Annotated in this window: 13 protein-coding genes and 1 pseudogene; 10 read left to right on the top strand and 4 right to left on the bottom strand. The window is 44.2% G+C overall.

What is annotated here, in order from left to right; all coding sequences use genetic code 11:
- Positions 1 to 9: 9 nt before the first annotated feature.
- From MY9_RS20350 to MY9_RS20360, 3 genes are all read left to right on the top strand, one after another.
- On the top strand, positions 10 to 1,470 hold the full coding sequence (locus MY9_RS20350) for a DUF2974 domain-containing protein (RefSeq protein WP_014666051.1): 1,461 nt from the start codon (positions 10 to 12) through the stop codon (positions 1,468 to 1,470).
- Between the two features lie 14 nt (positions 1,471 to 1,484).
- Complete coding sequence (locus MY9_RS20355) at positions 1,485 to 1,895, top strand: hypothetical protein (RefSeq protein ID WP_014666052.1); 411 nt, start codon at positions 1,485 to 1,487, stop codon at positions 1,893 to 1,895.
- 142 nt (positions 1,896 to 2,037) lie between these two features.
- Complete coding sequence (locus MY9_RS20360) at positions 2,038 to 3,615, top strand: Na+/H+ antiporter (RefSeq protein WP_014666054.1); 1,578 nt, start codon at positions 2,038 to 2,040, stop codon at positions 3,613 to 3,615.
- Positions 3,616 to 3,654: 39 nt separating this feature from the next.
- Here MY9_RS20360 and MY9_RS20365 read toward each other — a convergent pair whose 3' ends face one another.
- Both MY9_RS20365 and MY9_RS20370 read right to left on the bottom strand, forming a co-directional pair.
- Positions 3,655 to 4,686: a polysaccharide pyruvyl transferase family protein gene (locus MY9_RS20365; RefSeq protein WP_014666055.1), complete on the bottom strand. Its 1,032-nt coding sequence runs from the start codon at positions 4,684 to 4,686 to the stop codon at positions 3,655 to 3,657.
- A gap of 92 nt (positions 4,687 to 4,778) precedes the next feature.
- Positions 4,779 to 5,927: a glycerate kinase gene (locus MY9_RS20370; RefSeq protein ID WP_041521545.1), complete on the bottom strand. Its 1,149-nt coding sequence runs from the start codon at positions 5,925 to 5,927 to the stop codon at positions 4,779 to 4,781.
- 194 nt (positions 5,928 to 6,121) lie between these two features.
- On the opposite strand from MY9_RS20370, the gene gntR reads away from it, so the two are divergent.
- The 6 genes from gntR (at position 6,122) to ahpF (ending at position 13,771) form a co-directional block, all read left to right on the top strand.
- Positions 6,122 to 6,853, top strand: a complete 732-nt coding sequence (gntR, locus tag MY9_RS20375; protein ID WP_014666057.1) for a gluconate operon transcriptional repressor GntR — start codon at positions 6,122 to 6,124, stop codon at positions 6,851 to 6,853.
- Entirely contained in the window at positions 6,846 to 8,387 is a 1,542-nt protein-coding gene (gntK, locus tag MY9_RS20380) for a gluconokinase (protein WP_014666058.1), read from the top strand. The genes gntR and gntK overlap by 8 nt, the downstream gene beginning before the upstream one ends.
- A gap of 28 nt (positions 8,388 to 8,415) precedes the next feature.
- The gene (gene gntP / locus MY9_RS20385; protein WP_014666059.1) at positions 8,416 to 9,762 is read left to right on the top strand and encodes a gluconate permease GntP; all 1,347 of its coding nucleotides are present in this window, start codon (positions 8,416 to 8,418) and stop codon (positions 9,760 to 9,762) included.
- Positions 9,763 to 9,784: 22 nt separating this feature from the next.
- Positions 9,785 to 11,191, top strand: a complete 1,407-nt coding sequence (gnd, locus tag MY9_RS20390; RefSeq protein ID WP_014666060.1) for a decarboxylating NADP(+)-dependent phosphogluconate dehydrogenase — start codon at positions 9,785 to 9,787, stop codon at positions 11,189 to 11,191.
- A 473-nt stretch (positions 11,192 to 11,664) separates the two neighbouring features.
- Positions 11,665 to 12,228 carry an alkyl hydroperoxide reductase subunit C gene (gene ahpC / locus MY9_RS20395; RefSeq protein ID WP_014666061.1) on the top strand — a complete coding sequence of 188 codons (564 nt, stop codon included), beginning with the start codon at positions 11,665 to 11,667 and terminating at the stop codon, positions 12,226 to 12,228.
- A gap of 13 nt (positions 12,229 to 12,241) precedes the next feature.
- Positions 12,242 to 13,771, top strand: a complete 1,530-nt coding sequence (gene ahpF, locus MY9_RS20400) for an alkyl hydroperoxide reductase subunit F (RefSeq protein WP_014666062.1) — start codon at positions 12,242 to 12,244, stop codon at positions 13,769 to 13,771.
- Between the two features lie 109 nt (positions 13,772 to 13,880).
- Here the strand turns inward: ahpF and MY9_RS20405 are convergent, their stop codons facing one another.
- Both MY9_RS20405 and MY9_RS21715 read right to left on the bottom strand, forming a co-directional pair.
- Entirely contained in the window at positions 13,881 to 15,233 is a 1,353-nt protein-coding gene (locus tag MY9_RS20405) for a polysaccharide pyruvyl transferase family protein (protein ID WP_014666063.1), read from the bottom strand.
- 287 nt (positions 15,234 to 15,520) lie between these two features.
- Positions 15,521 to 15,672: pseudogene (locus tag MY9_RS21715) on the bottom strand (family 1 glycosylhydrolase); the annotation flags it as partial.
- Positions 15,673 to 15,934: 262 nt separating this feature from the next.
- Here MY9_RS21715 and MY9_RS20410 point away from each other — a divergent pair.
- The gene (locus tag MY9_RS20410) at positions 15,935 to 16,486 is read left to right on the top strand and encodes a hypothetical protein (protein ID WP_041521546.1); all 552 of its coding nucleotides are present in this window, start codon (positions 15,935 to 15,937) and stop codon (positions 16,484 to 16,486) included.
- The last annotated feature ends 34 nt before the right edge of the window (positions 16,487 to 16,520 follow it).

Below are 16,520 nucleotides of genomic sequence, written 5' to 3' on the forward strand. Positions count from 1 at the left end.
AGTGAAGAAATGTCTAGAAAAAAGAATTCACTTACAGACGAAGATTATAATAAAGCATCAAGTGCTGCATATAATCTTAGAAACTATCATATTGGTACTAATATTGAGATAAGTAATGGACAAAAGTTATATGTAGTTGATTATAAAAAAACGAAAAAAGGGCTTGATGCCCTTACTTTAGTATCCGAAAAAGAATACAAAATTTCCAATCATGGAAAAAACAAAGAAAAAATCCAAAACGCCATCATCGCATACCGCGGATCAGAACCCATCAGCCCCGGCCAATTTCAAGATACAATAAAACAATATCGTGATGAGCGGGAACAGCTTATTAAAGAAGTAGAGAAAAAAGGAATCAACATTCCTGAAGATGAAGATGGTTCCTTTTATGACTCAGCAAAAGGGCTTCGTGAATATTCAAATGAGATTTTGCAGGATTGGCTGCACATGGACACTAGTTATTTGGTGGGCAAAAAACCATTTGATGACGGGACAGAGAACCAAGCCATTCAGGCGGATCAATATGCAAAAAAAATACATAAAGACTTTAAAAATGCTGACATTCAAGTCACCGGTCACTCATTAGGCGGTTCTAACGCAAGCTATGCAGTCGTGATGAATGACTTTATCAAACGTGGCGTTACTTTCGAGAACCCAAACATATATGAAAACCTGCCTGAGGATGTCAAAGCCCGGGCGTTAAAAGGGGATTTCCGCAGCCGCTTAACAGAATATATTAATTTAAATGATGGTTTATCATTGCTGAATCGTGATGCCGCTGAAGTGGGTCAAGTGAAAGTAATGTATGACGAGGCTTTGCCGAATGGTGTACAAAATAATGGTCTCCCTAATGAAGTGAAAATGCTTGGGCTTGCTCTTAAACATTACGGCAATCAATCTCTTGATGTCACATTATTTGTTGAAGCATTAATGGGGAGTCACGGTCTGGACCGCTATAACTTCAATTCAGACGGCTCTGTCCAAACTGTAGATGATGTGTTAAAAAACAATCCAGAGTTTGCGGTAGCGATGCTTAAGCAAATGAAATCAACGAATGTAAAAGGCAATACAGGTGTTTCAATTCTCATTAAGTCACATGTATTAATGAATACAAGCACACAGTTAAAACATATCGCTGAATCAGAATGGTCTAAGATTATACGCCAAATTGAAAGAATTGATGACATCGTAAAGGATTCTATTGAGGATGTCAGGAACATGCATACACGAATGGTTGGTTTTGGCACATATGATGAATTATCAATTTCTGATGTCGATGATTTGATCAATAAGCTTAAAATGAACAAACCGCATCACCTTTTTTACTCAAAAGAAAAGTATGATCAGGCTGTAGATGCAGCACTTCATTTACAGCACTTGCTTCATATGGTGTCAGATGACCTTGGCCATATGGGACACGCTTACCATGATGCGGATCTGGCAGCGGCCAGCCGGATGGGGATTTCGTAAGGAGAGAAAGAGACATGAATTTTATGAATAAAAAACCAACAGATGCAGACCGTTTTATGCAAAGTGTGACGAGCCAGCATTCAAGCACCTCGCTTTTTTCAAATGCCCATCTAGATACATCTGAAATGACACCGGAACAATTGGCGGTGTACAAAGAGAAGAAAAGACAAGAACAAAAATTGGCGCTGATGAATTCAATCAAGAAACAACTAAGCTATGCTCTCCAGGAAGACCGCAAACACTTGTCTTCAATCCTTGATAGCATCACAGATGCCGAGCAGGCTGTTAAGACAAAGCGGGAAATGCTCGACCATCATATGTCAGGAAAAGCGATTGACAGTGTCACTGATAAAATGAAGGGTCAATTATCATTTGATAAAGTTCGTGCTCATGTGTCGAGTGCAGTAAATTCCATTGGCTTATAGAATAAAGAAACCAAAAGCCGGCAAATTGCCTGCTTTTTTGCTTTCTCCAGACTGGCATAGAGCTGTCTTACATAAGATATGTTTATCATTCACAAAATGAGGGTAATTCTTTCGTTGCACGATTAACATAAAGGAGGTTCAAATGGACCACTTAGACTTGCATCATATTTTCGAACTGGGTTTTTTGCTGGTTATGATCGCAGCCGGAATCACTGCGATTGCCAAGAAGTGCAGGCAGCCTTATCCCATCGCACTGGTGATTGTCGGAACGATCATTGGACTTGTACATATTCCGCTCTTAGAACCGCTTAAAGATTTTATTACTGAAGGAGAAGTCTTTAACTTTGTCATCATAACACTATTCTTGCCGGCTTTATTAGGAGAAGCGGCGCTGAAACTTCCTTTTTCCCATTTGAGAGAAAACAAACGGCCCGTTCTGGCACTGGCTTTCGGCGGTACACTCATCTCGTTTCTGATCGTCGGCTTTTCTTCCATGTGGCTTATGCATCTGGCTATTCCAGCGGCGTTTGTTTTTGCGGCGCTGATGAGCGCGACTGACCCCGTGAGTGTGCTGTCCATATTCAAAAGTGTCGGCGCGCCGAAAAAGCTTTCGATCGTCGTTGAAGGAGAAAGCCTGTTCAATGACGGGCTGGCGGTTGTGCTGTTCAACATTTCCGCTTTTTACTTGATGACATATCTGGATCTCGGCATCCAAGGCGCCGGTTTAGGCCTGTGGGAGTTTGTCAAAGTGATTTCTCTCGGCCTGATCATCGGAGGCATACTTGGATATGTCTTTTCCCAGCTCACCAAGTATTTTGATGATTACCCTTTAGAAATTATTTTCAGTATCATTCTGTTTTACAGTTCATTTCTATTGGCGGAAATGGCAGGTGCCTCCGGGGTAATCGCCGTTGTTGTCGCCGCTCTTATTTTCGGTAATTATGGCGCCAACATCGGCATGAGCCCGACGACAAAGCTGAATATCAATAACTTTTGGGACGTCGCCGCCTTGCTTGCGAACTCCCTTGTCTTTCTAATGGTCGGACTTGAGATTACGAGAATTGACCTCACTGATAAATGGGGTTTGGCCGTTACGGCGATTGTGATTGTGCTCATCGCCCGAAGTGCCGCCGTCTATATCAGTCTGGCCTTTATCAAAAACTTTCCGGCTTCATGGCAGCATACGATTAATTGGGGCGGGCTGAAGGGTTCTCTATCCATCGCACTGGTGCTGAGCCTGCCGAGAGACTTTCCGGGGCGTGAAGACATTCTTGTGTTCGCCTTCAGTGTTGTTTTATTCTCCCTCGTTGTCCAGGGCCTCAGCATCAAACCGCTTCTTGAACGGTTAGGCGTGAATCAAAGGGATGAAGGCAATCAGGAATATGAGGAACTGCTAGCAAAAGGACATCGCTTAGAAACCGCCATCAAAGAAGTCCAGCAATCCAAACATCATTTGCTTATACACGAAGCTGTCTCCAGCGAACTGACAGACCAATACAAAGAAGAGGTCAGCCAGCTGCATCAACAAACAAATCAATTATTCGAAACGTACCCAGAACTCAAAAACAAACAACAAACCATTTTGAAGAAACATTCGTTATACGCCCAATACCAAGCGATTGAAAACCTATCAAAAGAAGATATCATCTCAAACGAAGTGGCTGAGCAAGAGCAAGCCCGGATCATTGATGAAATCGTTCGTTTGGAAGACGATCATTAATACACAAAAAAGCAGACTGTCAGCAGTCTGCTTTTTCCTTTATGATCTAAAAAAATCAATCAGCGGCTGAAAATCCTTAGACAAATCAACGTCATTCGGCTCTGCTTGAAGCAGGCGGTCAATCATGCGCTCCAGCTCCTCAACATCATTCTTATCCGTATACTCAATGAAGTTTAAGCCTTCAAGCCAATCTCGGTATGAATGTTTGGCTTTGCCATAGCTGTTCCCGAAGACAAGGCAAGGTGTTTTCGTGATAATCGAGAAAATCATCGCGTGAAGGCGGTCGGTAATCACCAATTTACTGGAGCCGATGCGGTCCAGCATCTCCATAAAATGCTTTTCACGATCGGCGTAATCGATGGTGTCGACCGTATCCAGCACCGTATCGGTACGCTCCGTGTAAGTTGTTTTTTCTGCCCATTTCTTCATCTGTGAAATAAAATCTTCGTCAGTCACTTTCTCCTTATCCGCTCTTAAAATAAAGAGAACGCCGTCCCGCTCGAGCTCTCGCGGCACAATATCCAAGGAAAGCACCATGTCCGGTGTAAAGATCACATTGGAGTTGAAGGTCTCTTTCACCACATCGAGCGTTTGCGTCTCGCGCGCAGCAATCGTTAAGTTTGTATTTTGATGGTACGCATCCTGTGTTTTTTTCTTTTCCTTCTGCCCTTCCTCTGTATCCTCAAAATAAACGGATTGTGGCAAAGAAATCGATTTGTAGTCTTTAAACGCCGAGAAGACCTTTCTTCTGTCTTCCTCAATATCGAGATATAGGTTTCCTAAGTTCCCTCCGCCTGTAAAGCAGACAATATCGTCTTCACGAATGATCTCCTTCACCAGTTCAATGCCCTCATCCGTCGCATAATCCATAATTTCAATGTATTCATAATACGGAAAATGATTTTTGATAAATTTCTCTTCCGCATACGCAATCGCTTGGTCGCCAATATTTGTGTAACTAGGGGAACCAAACAAAAATACTTTTCGTTTATCATGTAACAGAGCTTCCGGCTCCACATTTGGCGCAATGCCTTTAACTAGTTTTTTGCCTTTAATTTCTTGTACAGTCATATCTGCGTCCTCCTTCTGGGATGAATTCCTCATTATGTGTTAACTGTCTCTACCCCAAAAGAAGGATGGCTATGCATTGGCATGTGCACCGGCTATATCAAAAACATCGTTTTCGCCAATTTGATAGACGCCGCGATATCCCGCGCCGTTCTTTCCATATATTCCGCGGCATGTTCATACGCGTCTTCTAGAGGCACGGCTCCGGGAACGATGCTGAAAAGCGCATCGATGCCGTGCTGGTAGACGGCATCACTGTCCGGTGATATTGATCCCGCAATGCCGATGACGGGCACATCGTATGATTTAGCCGCCTTAGCTACCCCGATCGGCGTTTTTCCGTGAACCGTTTGGCTGTCAATCCGGCCCTCACCGGTAATTACAAGATCTGCATCTTGAACGATATTTTCAAAATAAACCGCTTCAAGAACGATATCAATGCCTCTTTTCAAATCAGCCTGAAGAAAAGTCAGCAGGCTCCACCCAAGACCGCCCGCTGCACCGGCGCCCTCTCTTTCTCGCAAGGTTGCTCCGAGCGCTTTTTCTGTGATATCAGCGAAATGGCTTAGGTTCTGTTCTAGTACATCCACCATGTCGGACGTCGCGCCTTTTTGCGGCCCGAAAACAGCCGTAGCTCCTTTTGGCCCTGTCAACGGATTATCCACGTCACACGCGACTTCCAGTTTGACATTCTGCAACCTGGGATCAAGCCCGCTAATATCTATTGATGCAAGCTGTGATAGCGCGCCGCCCCCTGGGCCGATCTCGCGTCCTGAGTCATCAAGAAGCCTTCCGCCCAATGCCTGGATCATTCCGGCTCCTCCATCGTTCGTGGCGCTCCCCCCGATTCCGATGATCAAACGCTCCGCTCCCGCATCAAGAGCCGCTTCAATTAATTCTCCCGTTCCTTTTGTTGTAGTGACGAGCGGATTTCGTTTATCAACGGGCACCAGATGCAGCCCTGAAGCAGCAGCCATTTCAATCACAGCTGTTCTCCCATCACCCATCATGCCAAAAAACGCTTTTACCGGTTCTCCCAGCGGTCCTGTCACAACCTGCTCTATGACCCTTCCATTTGTAGCATCAACGAGCGACTGAACGGTTCCCTCGCCGCCGTCCGCCATCGGCAATTTTCTGTAATCAGCACCCGGAAAGACCGATTTGAAACCTCTTTCTATCGCGTCGGCGGCCTCCAAAGCTGATAAACTTTCCTTAAAAGAATCAGGTGCAATGATGATTTTCATCCAAATCGCCTCTTTCAAAACATGATTCATTAACCTATTGATCTCCAATGTACCATACTTCCACTGGAAATAAATACTATATAATATGGTAAAAATTTAATTAAAAATTAGAAATGAAAGTGTTTGCATAAAAGAAACATTCACGTTATCATACTTGTATACAAGTATACTCCTTGAGTGAGGAAGGTGAGTGTATGCTAGATTCCAAAGACCTGTTGTATCCCGCAAAGTGGCTCTCAAAAGCGTCAACCGGGGTTCGTGTCGCATACGAGCTGAGAATGCGGATCGTTTCAGGCCTGATTGAAAGCGGTACCATTTTATCAGAAAATACGATTGCCGCCGAGTTTTCAGTAAGCCGTTCGCCGGTTCGTGAAGCACTAAAAATACTCGCATCCGAAAAAATCATCCGCTTAGAACGAATGGGAGCGGTCGTAATTGGTTTAACTGAGAAGGAAATCGCGGAAATTTATGATGTGCGTTTACTATTAGAAACATTTGTCTTTGAACGGCTCGTCAAAATAGACATTGAGCCTTTAGTTAAGGATCTCAGCAAAATTCTTGAAATGATGAAAGTTTCAATCAAATATGAAGACGCTGACGAATTTTCATTTCAAGATGTGCTGTTCCATGAAACGATAATCAGAGCCATCGATCATTCATACATTCAAATGATCTGGAACAATCTAAAACCTGTCATGGAAAGCTTTATTCTTTTATCCATGCGGGTACGGTTAAAGGAAAAATATGATGACTTCACAAGGATTTTAGATAACCATGAGCTTTATATTCAAGCCATCAAAACAAAGGATAGGGCGCTGATGATTCAGTCACTTCACCAAAACTTTGATGATGTGCAAGAAAAGGTAGAAGACCTGTGGCTCTCACAACAAATGCTGGCAAAAGGAGCTGAATACAACAATGACTAGTTATATGTTAGGAATCGATATCGGCACAACAAGCACAAAAGCTGTGCTGTTCAGTGAAAACGGAAATGTGGTACAGAAAGAAAGCATCGGCTACCCGCTCTATACACCGGACATCTCAACAGCTGAACAAAATCCGGAAGAGATTTTTCAGGCCGTCATCCAAACAACAGCGAGAATTACAAAACAGCATCCCGAAAAACAGATCTCTTTCATTTCGTTCAGCAGCGCCATGCACAGCGTCATTGCAATCGACGAAAATGACAAGCCGCTGACGCCATGCATTACATGGGCCGACAACCGAAGCGAAAGCTGGGCGCATAAGATCAAAGATGAATTGAACGGACATGAGGTGTACAAACGGACGGGAACACCGATTCATCCGATGTCACCGTTAAGTAAAATTGCCTGGATCACGAATGAACGGAAAGAAATCGCTTCCAAGGCAAAAAAATATATCGGCATCAAAGAGTACATGTTTAAACAGCTGTTCAATGAGTATGTCATCGATTACTCCTTGGCATCAGCGACAGGCATGATGAACCTGAAAAGCTTGGATTGGGACGAAGAGGCACTGTGCATCGCAGGCATTACGCCGGATCACTTATCCAAACTCGTGCCGACAACCGAGATCTTTCAGCACTGCAGCCCAGAAATAGCGATTCAGATGGGAATCGATCCGGAAACGCCTTTTGTCATCGGGGCCAGCGACGGCGTGCTCTCCAACCTCGGCGTCAACGCCATTAAAAAAGGCGAAATCGCCGTCACCATTGGAACAAGCGGCGCCATCCGGACAATTATTGACAAGCCGCAAACCGATGAAAAAGGGAGAATTTTCTGCTACGCCTTGACGGACAAGCATTGGGTGATCGGGGGACCTGTGAACAATGGGGGCATCGTCCTTCGCTGGATCAGAGACGAGTTTGCCTCTTCCGAAATCGAAACAGCGACACGGCTGGGCATTGATCCATATGACGTGCTGACGAAAATTGCCCAACGCGTCAGACCCGGTTCTGACGGTCTGCTGTTCCACCCATATCTCGCCGGAGAACGTGCTCCGTTGTGGAATCCAGATGTACGCGGCTCCTTTTTCGGCCTGACTATGTCGCATAAGAAAGAGCATATGATACGTGCGGCATTAGAGGGCGTCATTTACAACCTGTACACGGTGTTCCTGGCGTTAACAGAATGCATGGATGGCCCGGTAACCCGCATCCAAGCAACAGGGGGATTTGCAAGGTCGGAGGTTTGGCGCCAAATGATGTCGGATATCTTCGAATCAGAGGTTGTCGTTCCGGAAAGCTACGAAAGCTCATGTCTCGGCGCCTGCATTTTAGGCCTGTATGCGACAGGAAAAATCGATTCTTTTGACGCCGTGTCCGACATGATCGGCAGCACATACAGACATACGCCGATCGAAGACTCAGCCAAAGAGTACAGAACATTAATGCCGATTTTCATCAATCTATCAAGATCCTTAGAAAATCAATATACGCAAATTGCAAATTATCAGAGGGGCTTAATCACACACAAATAGTACATGACATGAAGGGGAGGGCATTACCATGCCGTTAATCATCGTTGCACTTGGGATCTTAGCATTACTATTTTTGATTATGGGCTTAAAACTAAACACTTTTATTTCCCTGCTGGTCGTATCGTTCGGCGTGGCACTGGCACTCGGGATGCCGTTCGATAAAGTTGTCAGCTCCATCGAACAAGGAATAGGGGGGACTCTTGGCCACATCGCGCTCATCTTCGGACTCGGTGCGATGCTGGGCAAGCTGATCGCGGATTCAGGAGGCGCACAGCGCATTGCGATGACGCTCGTTAACAAATTCGGTGAGAAAAATATTCAATGGGCTGTTGTCATTGCCTCATTCATTATTGGGATTGCGTTATTTTTTGAAGTAGGACTCGTTCTATTAATTCCGATTGTCTTTGCGATTTCAAGAGAATTGAAGATTTCTATTTTATTTCTTGGAATCCCGATGGTCGCGGCACTATCCGTCACGCACGGTTTTCTGCCGCCGCACCCGGGACCAACGGCGATCGCTGGTGAGTATGGCGCAAACATTGGAGAGGTGCTGCTGTACGGCTTTATCGTTGCTGTTCCGACAGTGCTCATCGCAGGACCGTTATTTACAAAGTTCGCGAAAAAAATCGTTCCTGCATCATTTGAGAAAAACGGCAATATTGCATCACTCGGCACACAAAAAACGTTTAACCTTGAAGAAACACCCGGCTTTGGAATCAGTGTCTTTACTGCAATGCTCCCGATTATCATCATGTCGGTCGCGACCATTATCGACCTGCTTCAAGAAACAATCGGGTTTGCAGATAATGGCGTTTTAGCTTTTATCAGATTGATTGGAAACGCGTCGACTGCTATGATTATTTCGTTATTGGTTGCAGTCTATACAATGGGGATCAAACGCAACATTCCAGTCAAAACTGTGATGGACTCTTGTTCAACTGCCATTTCACAAATCGGCATGATGCTTTTAATCATCGGAGGCGGCGGCGCCTTCAAACAAGTGCTGATCAACGGCGGTGTTGGCGATTACGTAGCAGACTTATTCAAAGGAACGGCATTATCGCCAATCATTCTGGCATGGCTTATCGCAGCGATCCTGCGCATTTCTCTAGGTTCAGCCACTGTTGCCGCGCTAAGCACAACGGGTTTGGTCATACCGTTATTGGGGCATTCTGATGTTAACCTGGCGTTAGTCGTGCTTGCAACAGGCGCCGGAAGTGTCATCGCTTCACACGTCAATGACGCCGGCTTCTGGATGTTCAAGGAATACTTCGGATTAAGCATGAAAGAAACATTTGCCACATGGACATTGCTGGAAACCATTATTTCCGTTGCTGGACTGGGATTCATTTTATTGTTAAGTTTAGTTGTATGAAATTAAGAAGGAGCTGTAACACATGTTGAATACGATTGGTGTCATAGGCTTAGGCGTAATGGGAAGCAACATCGCCTTAAACATGGCAAATAAAGGTGAAAACGTCGCTGTCTATAATTACACCAGAGATCTAACGGACCAGCTTGTTCAAAAGCTGGATGGACAATCTCTCAGCCCGTATTACGAGCTAGAGGACTTTGTTCAATCGTTAGAGAAACCAAGAAAAATCTTTTTGATGGTCACAGCGGGTAAACCCGTAGATTCCGTCATCCAATCATTAATGCCTTTGCTTGAGGAAGGCGACATCATCATGGATGGAGGAAACTCCCACTATGAAGACACAGAAAGAAGATATGACGAGCTGAAGGAAAAAGGGATCGGCTACCTAGGAGTCGGCATTTCCGGCGGTGAAGTCGGCGCATTAACAGGGCCTTCCATCATGCCGGGCGGAGATCGCGACGTCTATGAGAAAGGCGCTCCTATCCTGACAAAAATCGCAGCTCAAGTCGGAAACGACCCTTGCTGTGTCTATATCGGACCAAAAGGAGCAGGGCACTTTACAAAAATGGTGCACAACGGCATTGAGTATGCCGACATGCAGCTGATTGCAGAAGCGTATACGTTTTTAAGAGAAACGCTGCGTCTGCCACTTGATGAAATTGCATCTATTTTTGAAACATGGAATCAAGGTGAGCTGAAAAGCTATTTAATAGAGATTACAGCTGAGATTTTACGCAAAAAAGACGAAAAAACAGGGCAGCCTCTGATCGATGTCATTCTTGATAAAACCGGCCAAAAAGGAACCGGAAAATGGACGAGCATGCAGGCAATTGATAACGGCATCCCGTCCACGATCATCACAGAGTCCTTGTTCGCCCGCTACCTATCATCCTTAAAAGAAGAACGCGTAGCGGCTCAAGATGTATTAGCAGGCCCGGAAACGGAAGAAAAACATTTTGATAAAGACACGTGGATCGAATACGTCAGACAGGCTCTTTACATGGGGAAAGTATGCGCCTACGCACAAGGCTTTGCCCAATACAAAATGTCATCTGAGCTTTACGGCTGGAGCCTGCCGCTCAAAGACATCGCGTTGATTTTCCGCGGCGGCTGCATCATCCGCGCAGATTTCCTAAACGTGATCAGTGAAGCATTCAGCGAGCAGCCAAACCTGTCAAACCTGATGATTGCGCCTTATTTCTCAGATAAGCTCCAGGCTTATCAAACAGGCATGCGAAAAGTCGTTTGCGAGGGCATCAGCACCGGAAGCTCATTCCCATGCTTAACAACAGCGCTCTCTTATTACGACGGCTACCGCGCAGGGCGTTCCAATGCGAACCTCTTGCAGGCGCAGCGCGATTACTTTGGCGCTCATACGTATGAACGGACTGATATGGACGGCGTTTTCCATACAAATTGGTCTGAATAACCTGTATCAAAAACACGGTCAGTTTCAACTGAACCGTGTTTTTTTCATCTATGTTTTCTTCTCAAACAACAGAAGACATAAGTTATGTTTTAAATATCATAAACAGTGATACAATAATAGCTAGAAACAATCCCCAAGACCATCATGTGACAGCAGCTTGCTGTTTTGTTCTATTCTGCTTTTGGTCTTTGTCCTTTGCTCCTTGCCTATGGTGTCATAAAATGTTCAAATGCTTACAACGTCTTGGCATTCTCGTTTATAAAAGTCCTTGAAAACCTTGTCTAATTGAGAATCAGCCTCTCATCTGTTATAAAAGAAATGCCTAAATCCTACCTGTCACACCTTTAACAAGATGAAAAAAAGTAGGTTATGGCTTGACAAAAAATATATATTAATTAATAATTCATATATAATTAGAATTATTATTGAAAGCGAATATGCTTTCTAATACATTTTTAGGAGGAATATACATTATGTCTTTAATCGGTAAAGAAGTACTTCCATTCGAAGCAAAAGCATTCAAAAACGGTGAATTCATCGATGTAACAAACGAATCTTTGAAAGGCCAATGGAGCGTGTTCTGCTTCTACCCAGCAGATTTCTCTTTCGTATGCCCAACTGAGCTTGAAGATCTTCAAAACCAATACGCTGCACTTCAAGAATTAGGTGTTGAAGTATACTCTATCTCTACAGATACTCACTTCGTACACAAAGGCTGGCATGACAGCTCTGAAAAAATCGGCAAAATCACTTACGCAATGATCGGTGACCCATCTCAAACGATCTCTCGCAACTTCGATGTTCTTGACGAAGAATCTGGTCTTGCTGACCGCGGAACATTCATCATCGATCCAGATGGCGTTATCCAAACTGTAGAAATCAATGCGGGCGGTATCGGCCGTGACGCAAGCAACCTGATCAGCAAAGTAAAAGCAGCTCAATACGTTCGTCAAAACCCAGGTGAAGTTTGCCCGGCTAAATGGGAAGAAGGCGGCGAAACTCTTACACCTAGCCTTGATCTAGTAGGTAAAATCTAAGGAGTGCATTCAATTGGTACTTGATGCAAATATCAAAGCACAATTAAATCAATATATGCAGCTAATTGAGAATGACATTGTTCTCAAAGTTAGCGCAGGCGAAGATGACACTTCTAAGGACATGCTGGCTCTCGTTGATGAGCTGGCTTCCATGTCATCTAAAATTTCAGTTGAAAAAGCTGAATTAAACAGAACGCCAAGCTTCAGTGTCAATCGTGTCGGAGAAGACACTGGCGTGACTTTCGCCGGTATCCCTCTGGGCCACGAATTTACATCATTAGTGTTGGCGTTGCTCCAAGTGAGCGGCAGACCGCCTAAGGTAGACCAAAAAGTCATTGATCAGGTGAAGAAGATCAGTGGTGAATACCACTTTGAATCTTATATCAGCCTGACATGCCACAACTGTCCTGATGTTGTACAAGCTTTAAACATGATGAGCGTGCTGAACCCGAACATTACGCACACGATGATTGACGGTGCAGCATACAAAGCAGAAGTTGAAAGCAAAAACATTATGGCAGTGCCGACCGTTTACCTGAATGGCGAATCCTTCGGAAGCGGCCGTATGACGCTTGAAGAGATTCTTGCGAAAATGGGCAGCGGCGCAGATGCATCTGAGTTTGCTGACAAAGAGCCGTTTGACGTTCTTGTTGTCGGAGGCGGACCTGCTGGTGCAAGTGCAGCGATCTACACTGCACGTAAAGGCATCCGCACTGGTGTTGTCGCTGAACGCTTCGGCGGACAGGTTCTTGACACCATGAGCATCGAAAACTTCATCAGCGTCAAAGCGACGGAAGGACCGAAGCTTGCGGCAAGTCTTGAAGAGCATGTGAAGGAATATGATATTGATGTCATGAACCTTCAGCGTGCGAAACGCCTTGAGAAGAAAGATCTGTTCGAACTTGAACTCGAAAACGGCGCTGTCCTAAAAAGTAAAACAGTGATCCTTTCAACAGGTGCACGCTGGCGCAATGTCAACGTACCTGGTGAACAAGAGTTCAAAAACAAAGGTGTCGCATACTGCCCGCATTGTGATGGGCCATTGTTTGAAGGCAAAGACGTTGCGGTGATCGGCGGCGGAAACTCTGGAATCGAAGCAGCGATTGACCTTGCAGGTATTGTCAATCACGTTACCGTGCTAGAGTTCGCGCCAGAACTGAAGGCAGACGAAGTCCTGCAAAAACGTCTCTATAGCCTGCCAAACGTCACTGTCGTGAAAAATGCACAAACAAAAGAAATCACAGGCGATCAGAGCGTTAACGGCATCACATACACAGACCGCGAAACGGGCGAAGAAAAACACGTTGAACTTCAAGGTGTATTCGTCCAAATCGGTCTCGTGCCAAACACAGAATGGTTAGAAGGAACGGTTGAACGCAACCGCATCGGCGAAATCATTGTCGACAAACACGGCGCAACAAGCGTACCTGGCTTATTTGCTGCCGGCGACTGCACAGACAGTGCGTACAATCAGATTATTATTTCTATGGGATCAGGTGCAACTGCCGCTCTCGGCGCGTTTGATTACCTAATCCGTAACTAATATAAGAAAGCCGCAATTGCCAGATTGGCAGCATTGCGGCTTTCTTTTTTATTCCAAAAATATTGCAAGTTTTATATAACTGTAATATAGTTGTAATGTTAGTGAATGGTTACTTCACACTCAGCATATTTGCTGTTTTCAAGGCGATACGCACTGATTTTCGATTTAAAGTGCCCTGATACTTTTTGACCTTTTTCTTCAGATCTTTAATGGTTTTTTCCTTTTTGGCAACTTCTAATGCCATAAGCGCTTCCCAGCGTTTCGCTGTTTCTGTGGAACTGCAGCCGCTAACTGTAGTCACAGGCGGAAGAAGCTTCGTATTAGATAGTTTTTCTTCAAAAGGAACGGTATCAGGAATCGCTTTCTCTTTATAAATATGGTCTAATTCATTTTGATTCAAGAAGCTGATGAAATGGTCAAAGTTTTGCGCTTGCTGTTTCTCAGGCTGATGAAAATTAAGTGTTTCGATTAATTCTGACAGTTTTGTCTGATCAGTTATCTCATTTGCCATGACATGCGTTAATTGATGGTACTCAGCTAATTCACGCATTCTGGCATCTTTCGGAAGCAACAGGCTCGGTGTACCGGCAATCGTCGCCGCGATATTTCCATGCAGCCTTGCGCCAAAGCTCAAATCGGCTTGTCTCAGAAAATCCAGCCAAGTCGGCACATTTAAAAAGAATCGGACTCTATCATTCTGATAAGCCGGGTCTTCCATGCTGACCGGATAATTATCAGCAGGCTTCGCCAGCGCAGGCGCACCCGCATACGTCAGAATCATTTCTTTTCGCCATTGCGGAATAAAGTAATGATTCGGGAACTCTTTCATGCTTCTTGTAATGAAATCCAGCACATGCTTTGGAGACAGCCTTGATGAGTTAACCGTCACCATTGATTCCGGTGTGATATTGGTTTCTCTTATCTTCAGTTCTCTGCCAAACGCATACATAGAAGGACAGCCAATTACCGTATGGTCAATGCCTTCACGGAAACCTAATCTTGAAAGATATTTCGCTGTAATTTCACCGCGGACACCGATCATATTTGATCTCTCCAGCACGGCACTTACAAACGCCTTTACATCCTCATCAAAAGGAAAACCTTCATTTAATTTTGGTTCAAACGGAGCCCGTAAACCAACACCAATCACAACAACTGGAATGGTTAGTTTCTTAATTAATTGGGTATATTTCCGTAAAGAAGGCACGAAATCCTCGCGGAATGCATCTGCCAGCGGAATAATATACATATCATATGTTTTATTAATTTGTTCAGCATCCGCTGGATGAATCCGATAATAATCAGGAGTAATCGTTGTCCCTTCTGTCATCAGCGTGCGAAACACACTGTAGGCATATACTAGGTTTCCTACATTGCCGCCAATGGAGTTGCGAACAATCATTTCAGCTGCGTTAAATGTATCAAATGGTGATATGCCAGCTCTTATTAAAATGTTTTTCAATGTGATGTTGCCCCTTCCTCGCCAAATTTTTGTCAGGAGATTTGCTGAGGGAACTCTATCATGATCTTAAAATCTTCAGTCAGACACCCGCTTTCATCCCTTTTTTCTCACAAACTCTCTCCCTTTCTTCCGTTCTAATATTAAATTATACAAAAAAGGATCTTACAGGTGAAATCATAACATAGCAATCAGATCTGGTAATGTATTCCCATTACTGGATATTGGGTCAGGTCATACCAAAAACCCGAACCGCACTTCAGTAAAAGTGCTTGATTCGGGCCAGCTTCTTATAGTTCCTCGCCATTCGTATGAATAACGTTTTTGTACCACTCAAATGAATCTTTCTTATATCGCTTCATGGATCCGTTTCCTTCATTGTCACGAGCAACATAGATCATGCCGTAGCGTCAATAATGCCCCAAAGCGTATAGCCGATTAAACATAGCTTTTTGTTGTGAACTATTTTACATTAGCAACTCTTTTTCTTTTATGAATACTTCAGTAAAAAAGTGGTGTTCCTATGTAGAAAAATATTAGTGGTGTTACTAGAATGAAAAGTCTCATCAATTATCTATGACTTTTGAAACGAAAATGTAAATATAGGTAGTTCGATATAATGAAATTTCAGTCACTTCTTAATTTAAGGGTTTAACAGGCAAAACGTCTCTGTTAGTATGGCAACCAAAGGAGAAGGATAAATGATGCAAAGGATAATGAAGCTAACCACAGTAAAATTGGCGGCCTTGGTATTCCTAGTAGGTGCCTTAGCCCTCCCGGTTTTACCTATTGCAGCGAATGCTACAGAATCCCAAGCTACATACAATATTGAAAACCTCAATGATAGTGAGCTGAAGATGACGTTCGATCATGCAGATGTTCAGCTTGCTGATGGAAATGCAATATTAAAAGATCATGTAACAGGCGAAGAACAAGTTCTCCCTAGAAGCTCAACTGACAAAAATGGTGATCCTGTTACACTTCAATACGAAAAAATTGATCATGGCGTTTTGATCAAAGTTGTAAACCAAGACTCTAGACAAACTAGCGGTACAATCAGCACTCAATCCGTTGGAAAATGTATTCTAGGTACTGGCGGCGGTGCGATAACAGGTGGAGGTACACTAGGTCTTGCAGGAGCTGCCGTAGGAACAGTCACAATCCCCGGTATTGGAACTGTAGGGGCTGGCGCTGTTGGTGCGATTACCGGCGCGGTTGGCGGTGGGATGACAGGGGCTGCTGCATCTTGCTTCTAATATAGAACTCTTCTTTCATTAACTATGGAAGGTG

This window comes from Bacillus sp. JS (assembly GCF_000259365.1).
Lineage (GTDB): Bacteria > Bacillota > Bacilli > Bacillales > Bacillaceae > Bacillus > Bacillus stercoris.

Coding starts and splice junctions, on each gene's coding strand:
- MY9_RS20350 (WP_014666051.1), top strand. CDS start 10: ATGTCTAGAAAAAAGAATTCACTTACAGACGAAGATTATAATAAAGCA.
- MY9_RS20355 (WP_014666052.1), top strand. CDS start 1,485: ATGAATTTTATGAATAAAAAACCAACAGATGCAGACCGTTTTATGCAA.
- MY9_RS20360 (WP_014666054.1), top strand. CDS start 2,038: ATGGACCACTTAGACTTGCATCATATTTTCGAACTGGGTTTTTTGCTG.
- MY9_RS20365 (WP_014666055.1), bottom strand. CDS start 4,686: ATGACTGTACAAGAAATTAAAGGCAAAAAACTAGTTAAAGGCATTGCG.
- MY9_RS20370 (WP_041521545.1), bottom strand. CDS start 5,927: ATGAAAATCATCATTGCACCTGATTCTTTTAAGGAAAGTTTATCAGCT.
- gntR (WP_014666057.1), top strand. CDS start 6,122: ATGCTAGATTCCAAAGACCTGTTGTATCCCGCAAAGTGGCTCTCAAAA.
- gntK (WP_014666058.1), top strand. CDS start 6,846: ATGACTAGTTATATGTTAGGAATCGATATCGGCACAACAAGCACAAAA.
- gntP (WP_014666059.1), top strand. CDS start 8,416: ATGCCGTTAATCATCGTTGCACTTGGGATCTTAGCATTACTATTTTTG.
- gnd (WP_014666060.1), top strand. CDS start 9,785: ATGTTGAATACGATTGGTGTCATAGGCTTAGGCGTAATGGGAAGCAAC.
- ahpC (WP_014666061.1), top strand. CDS start 11,665: ATGTCTTTAATCGGTAAAGAAGTACTTCCATTCGAAGCAAAAGCATTC.
- MY9_RS20410 (WP_041521546.1), top strand. CDS start 15,935: ATGCAAAGGATAATGAAGCTAACCACAGTAAAATTGGCGGCCTTGGTA.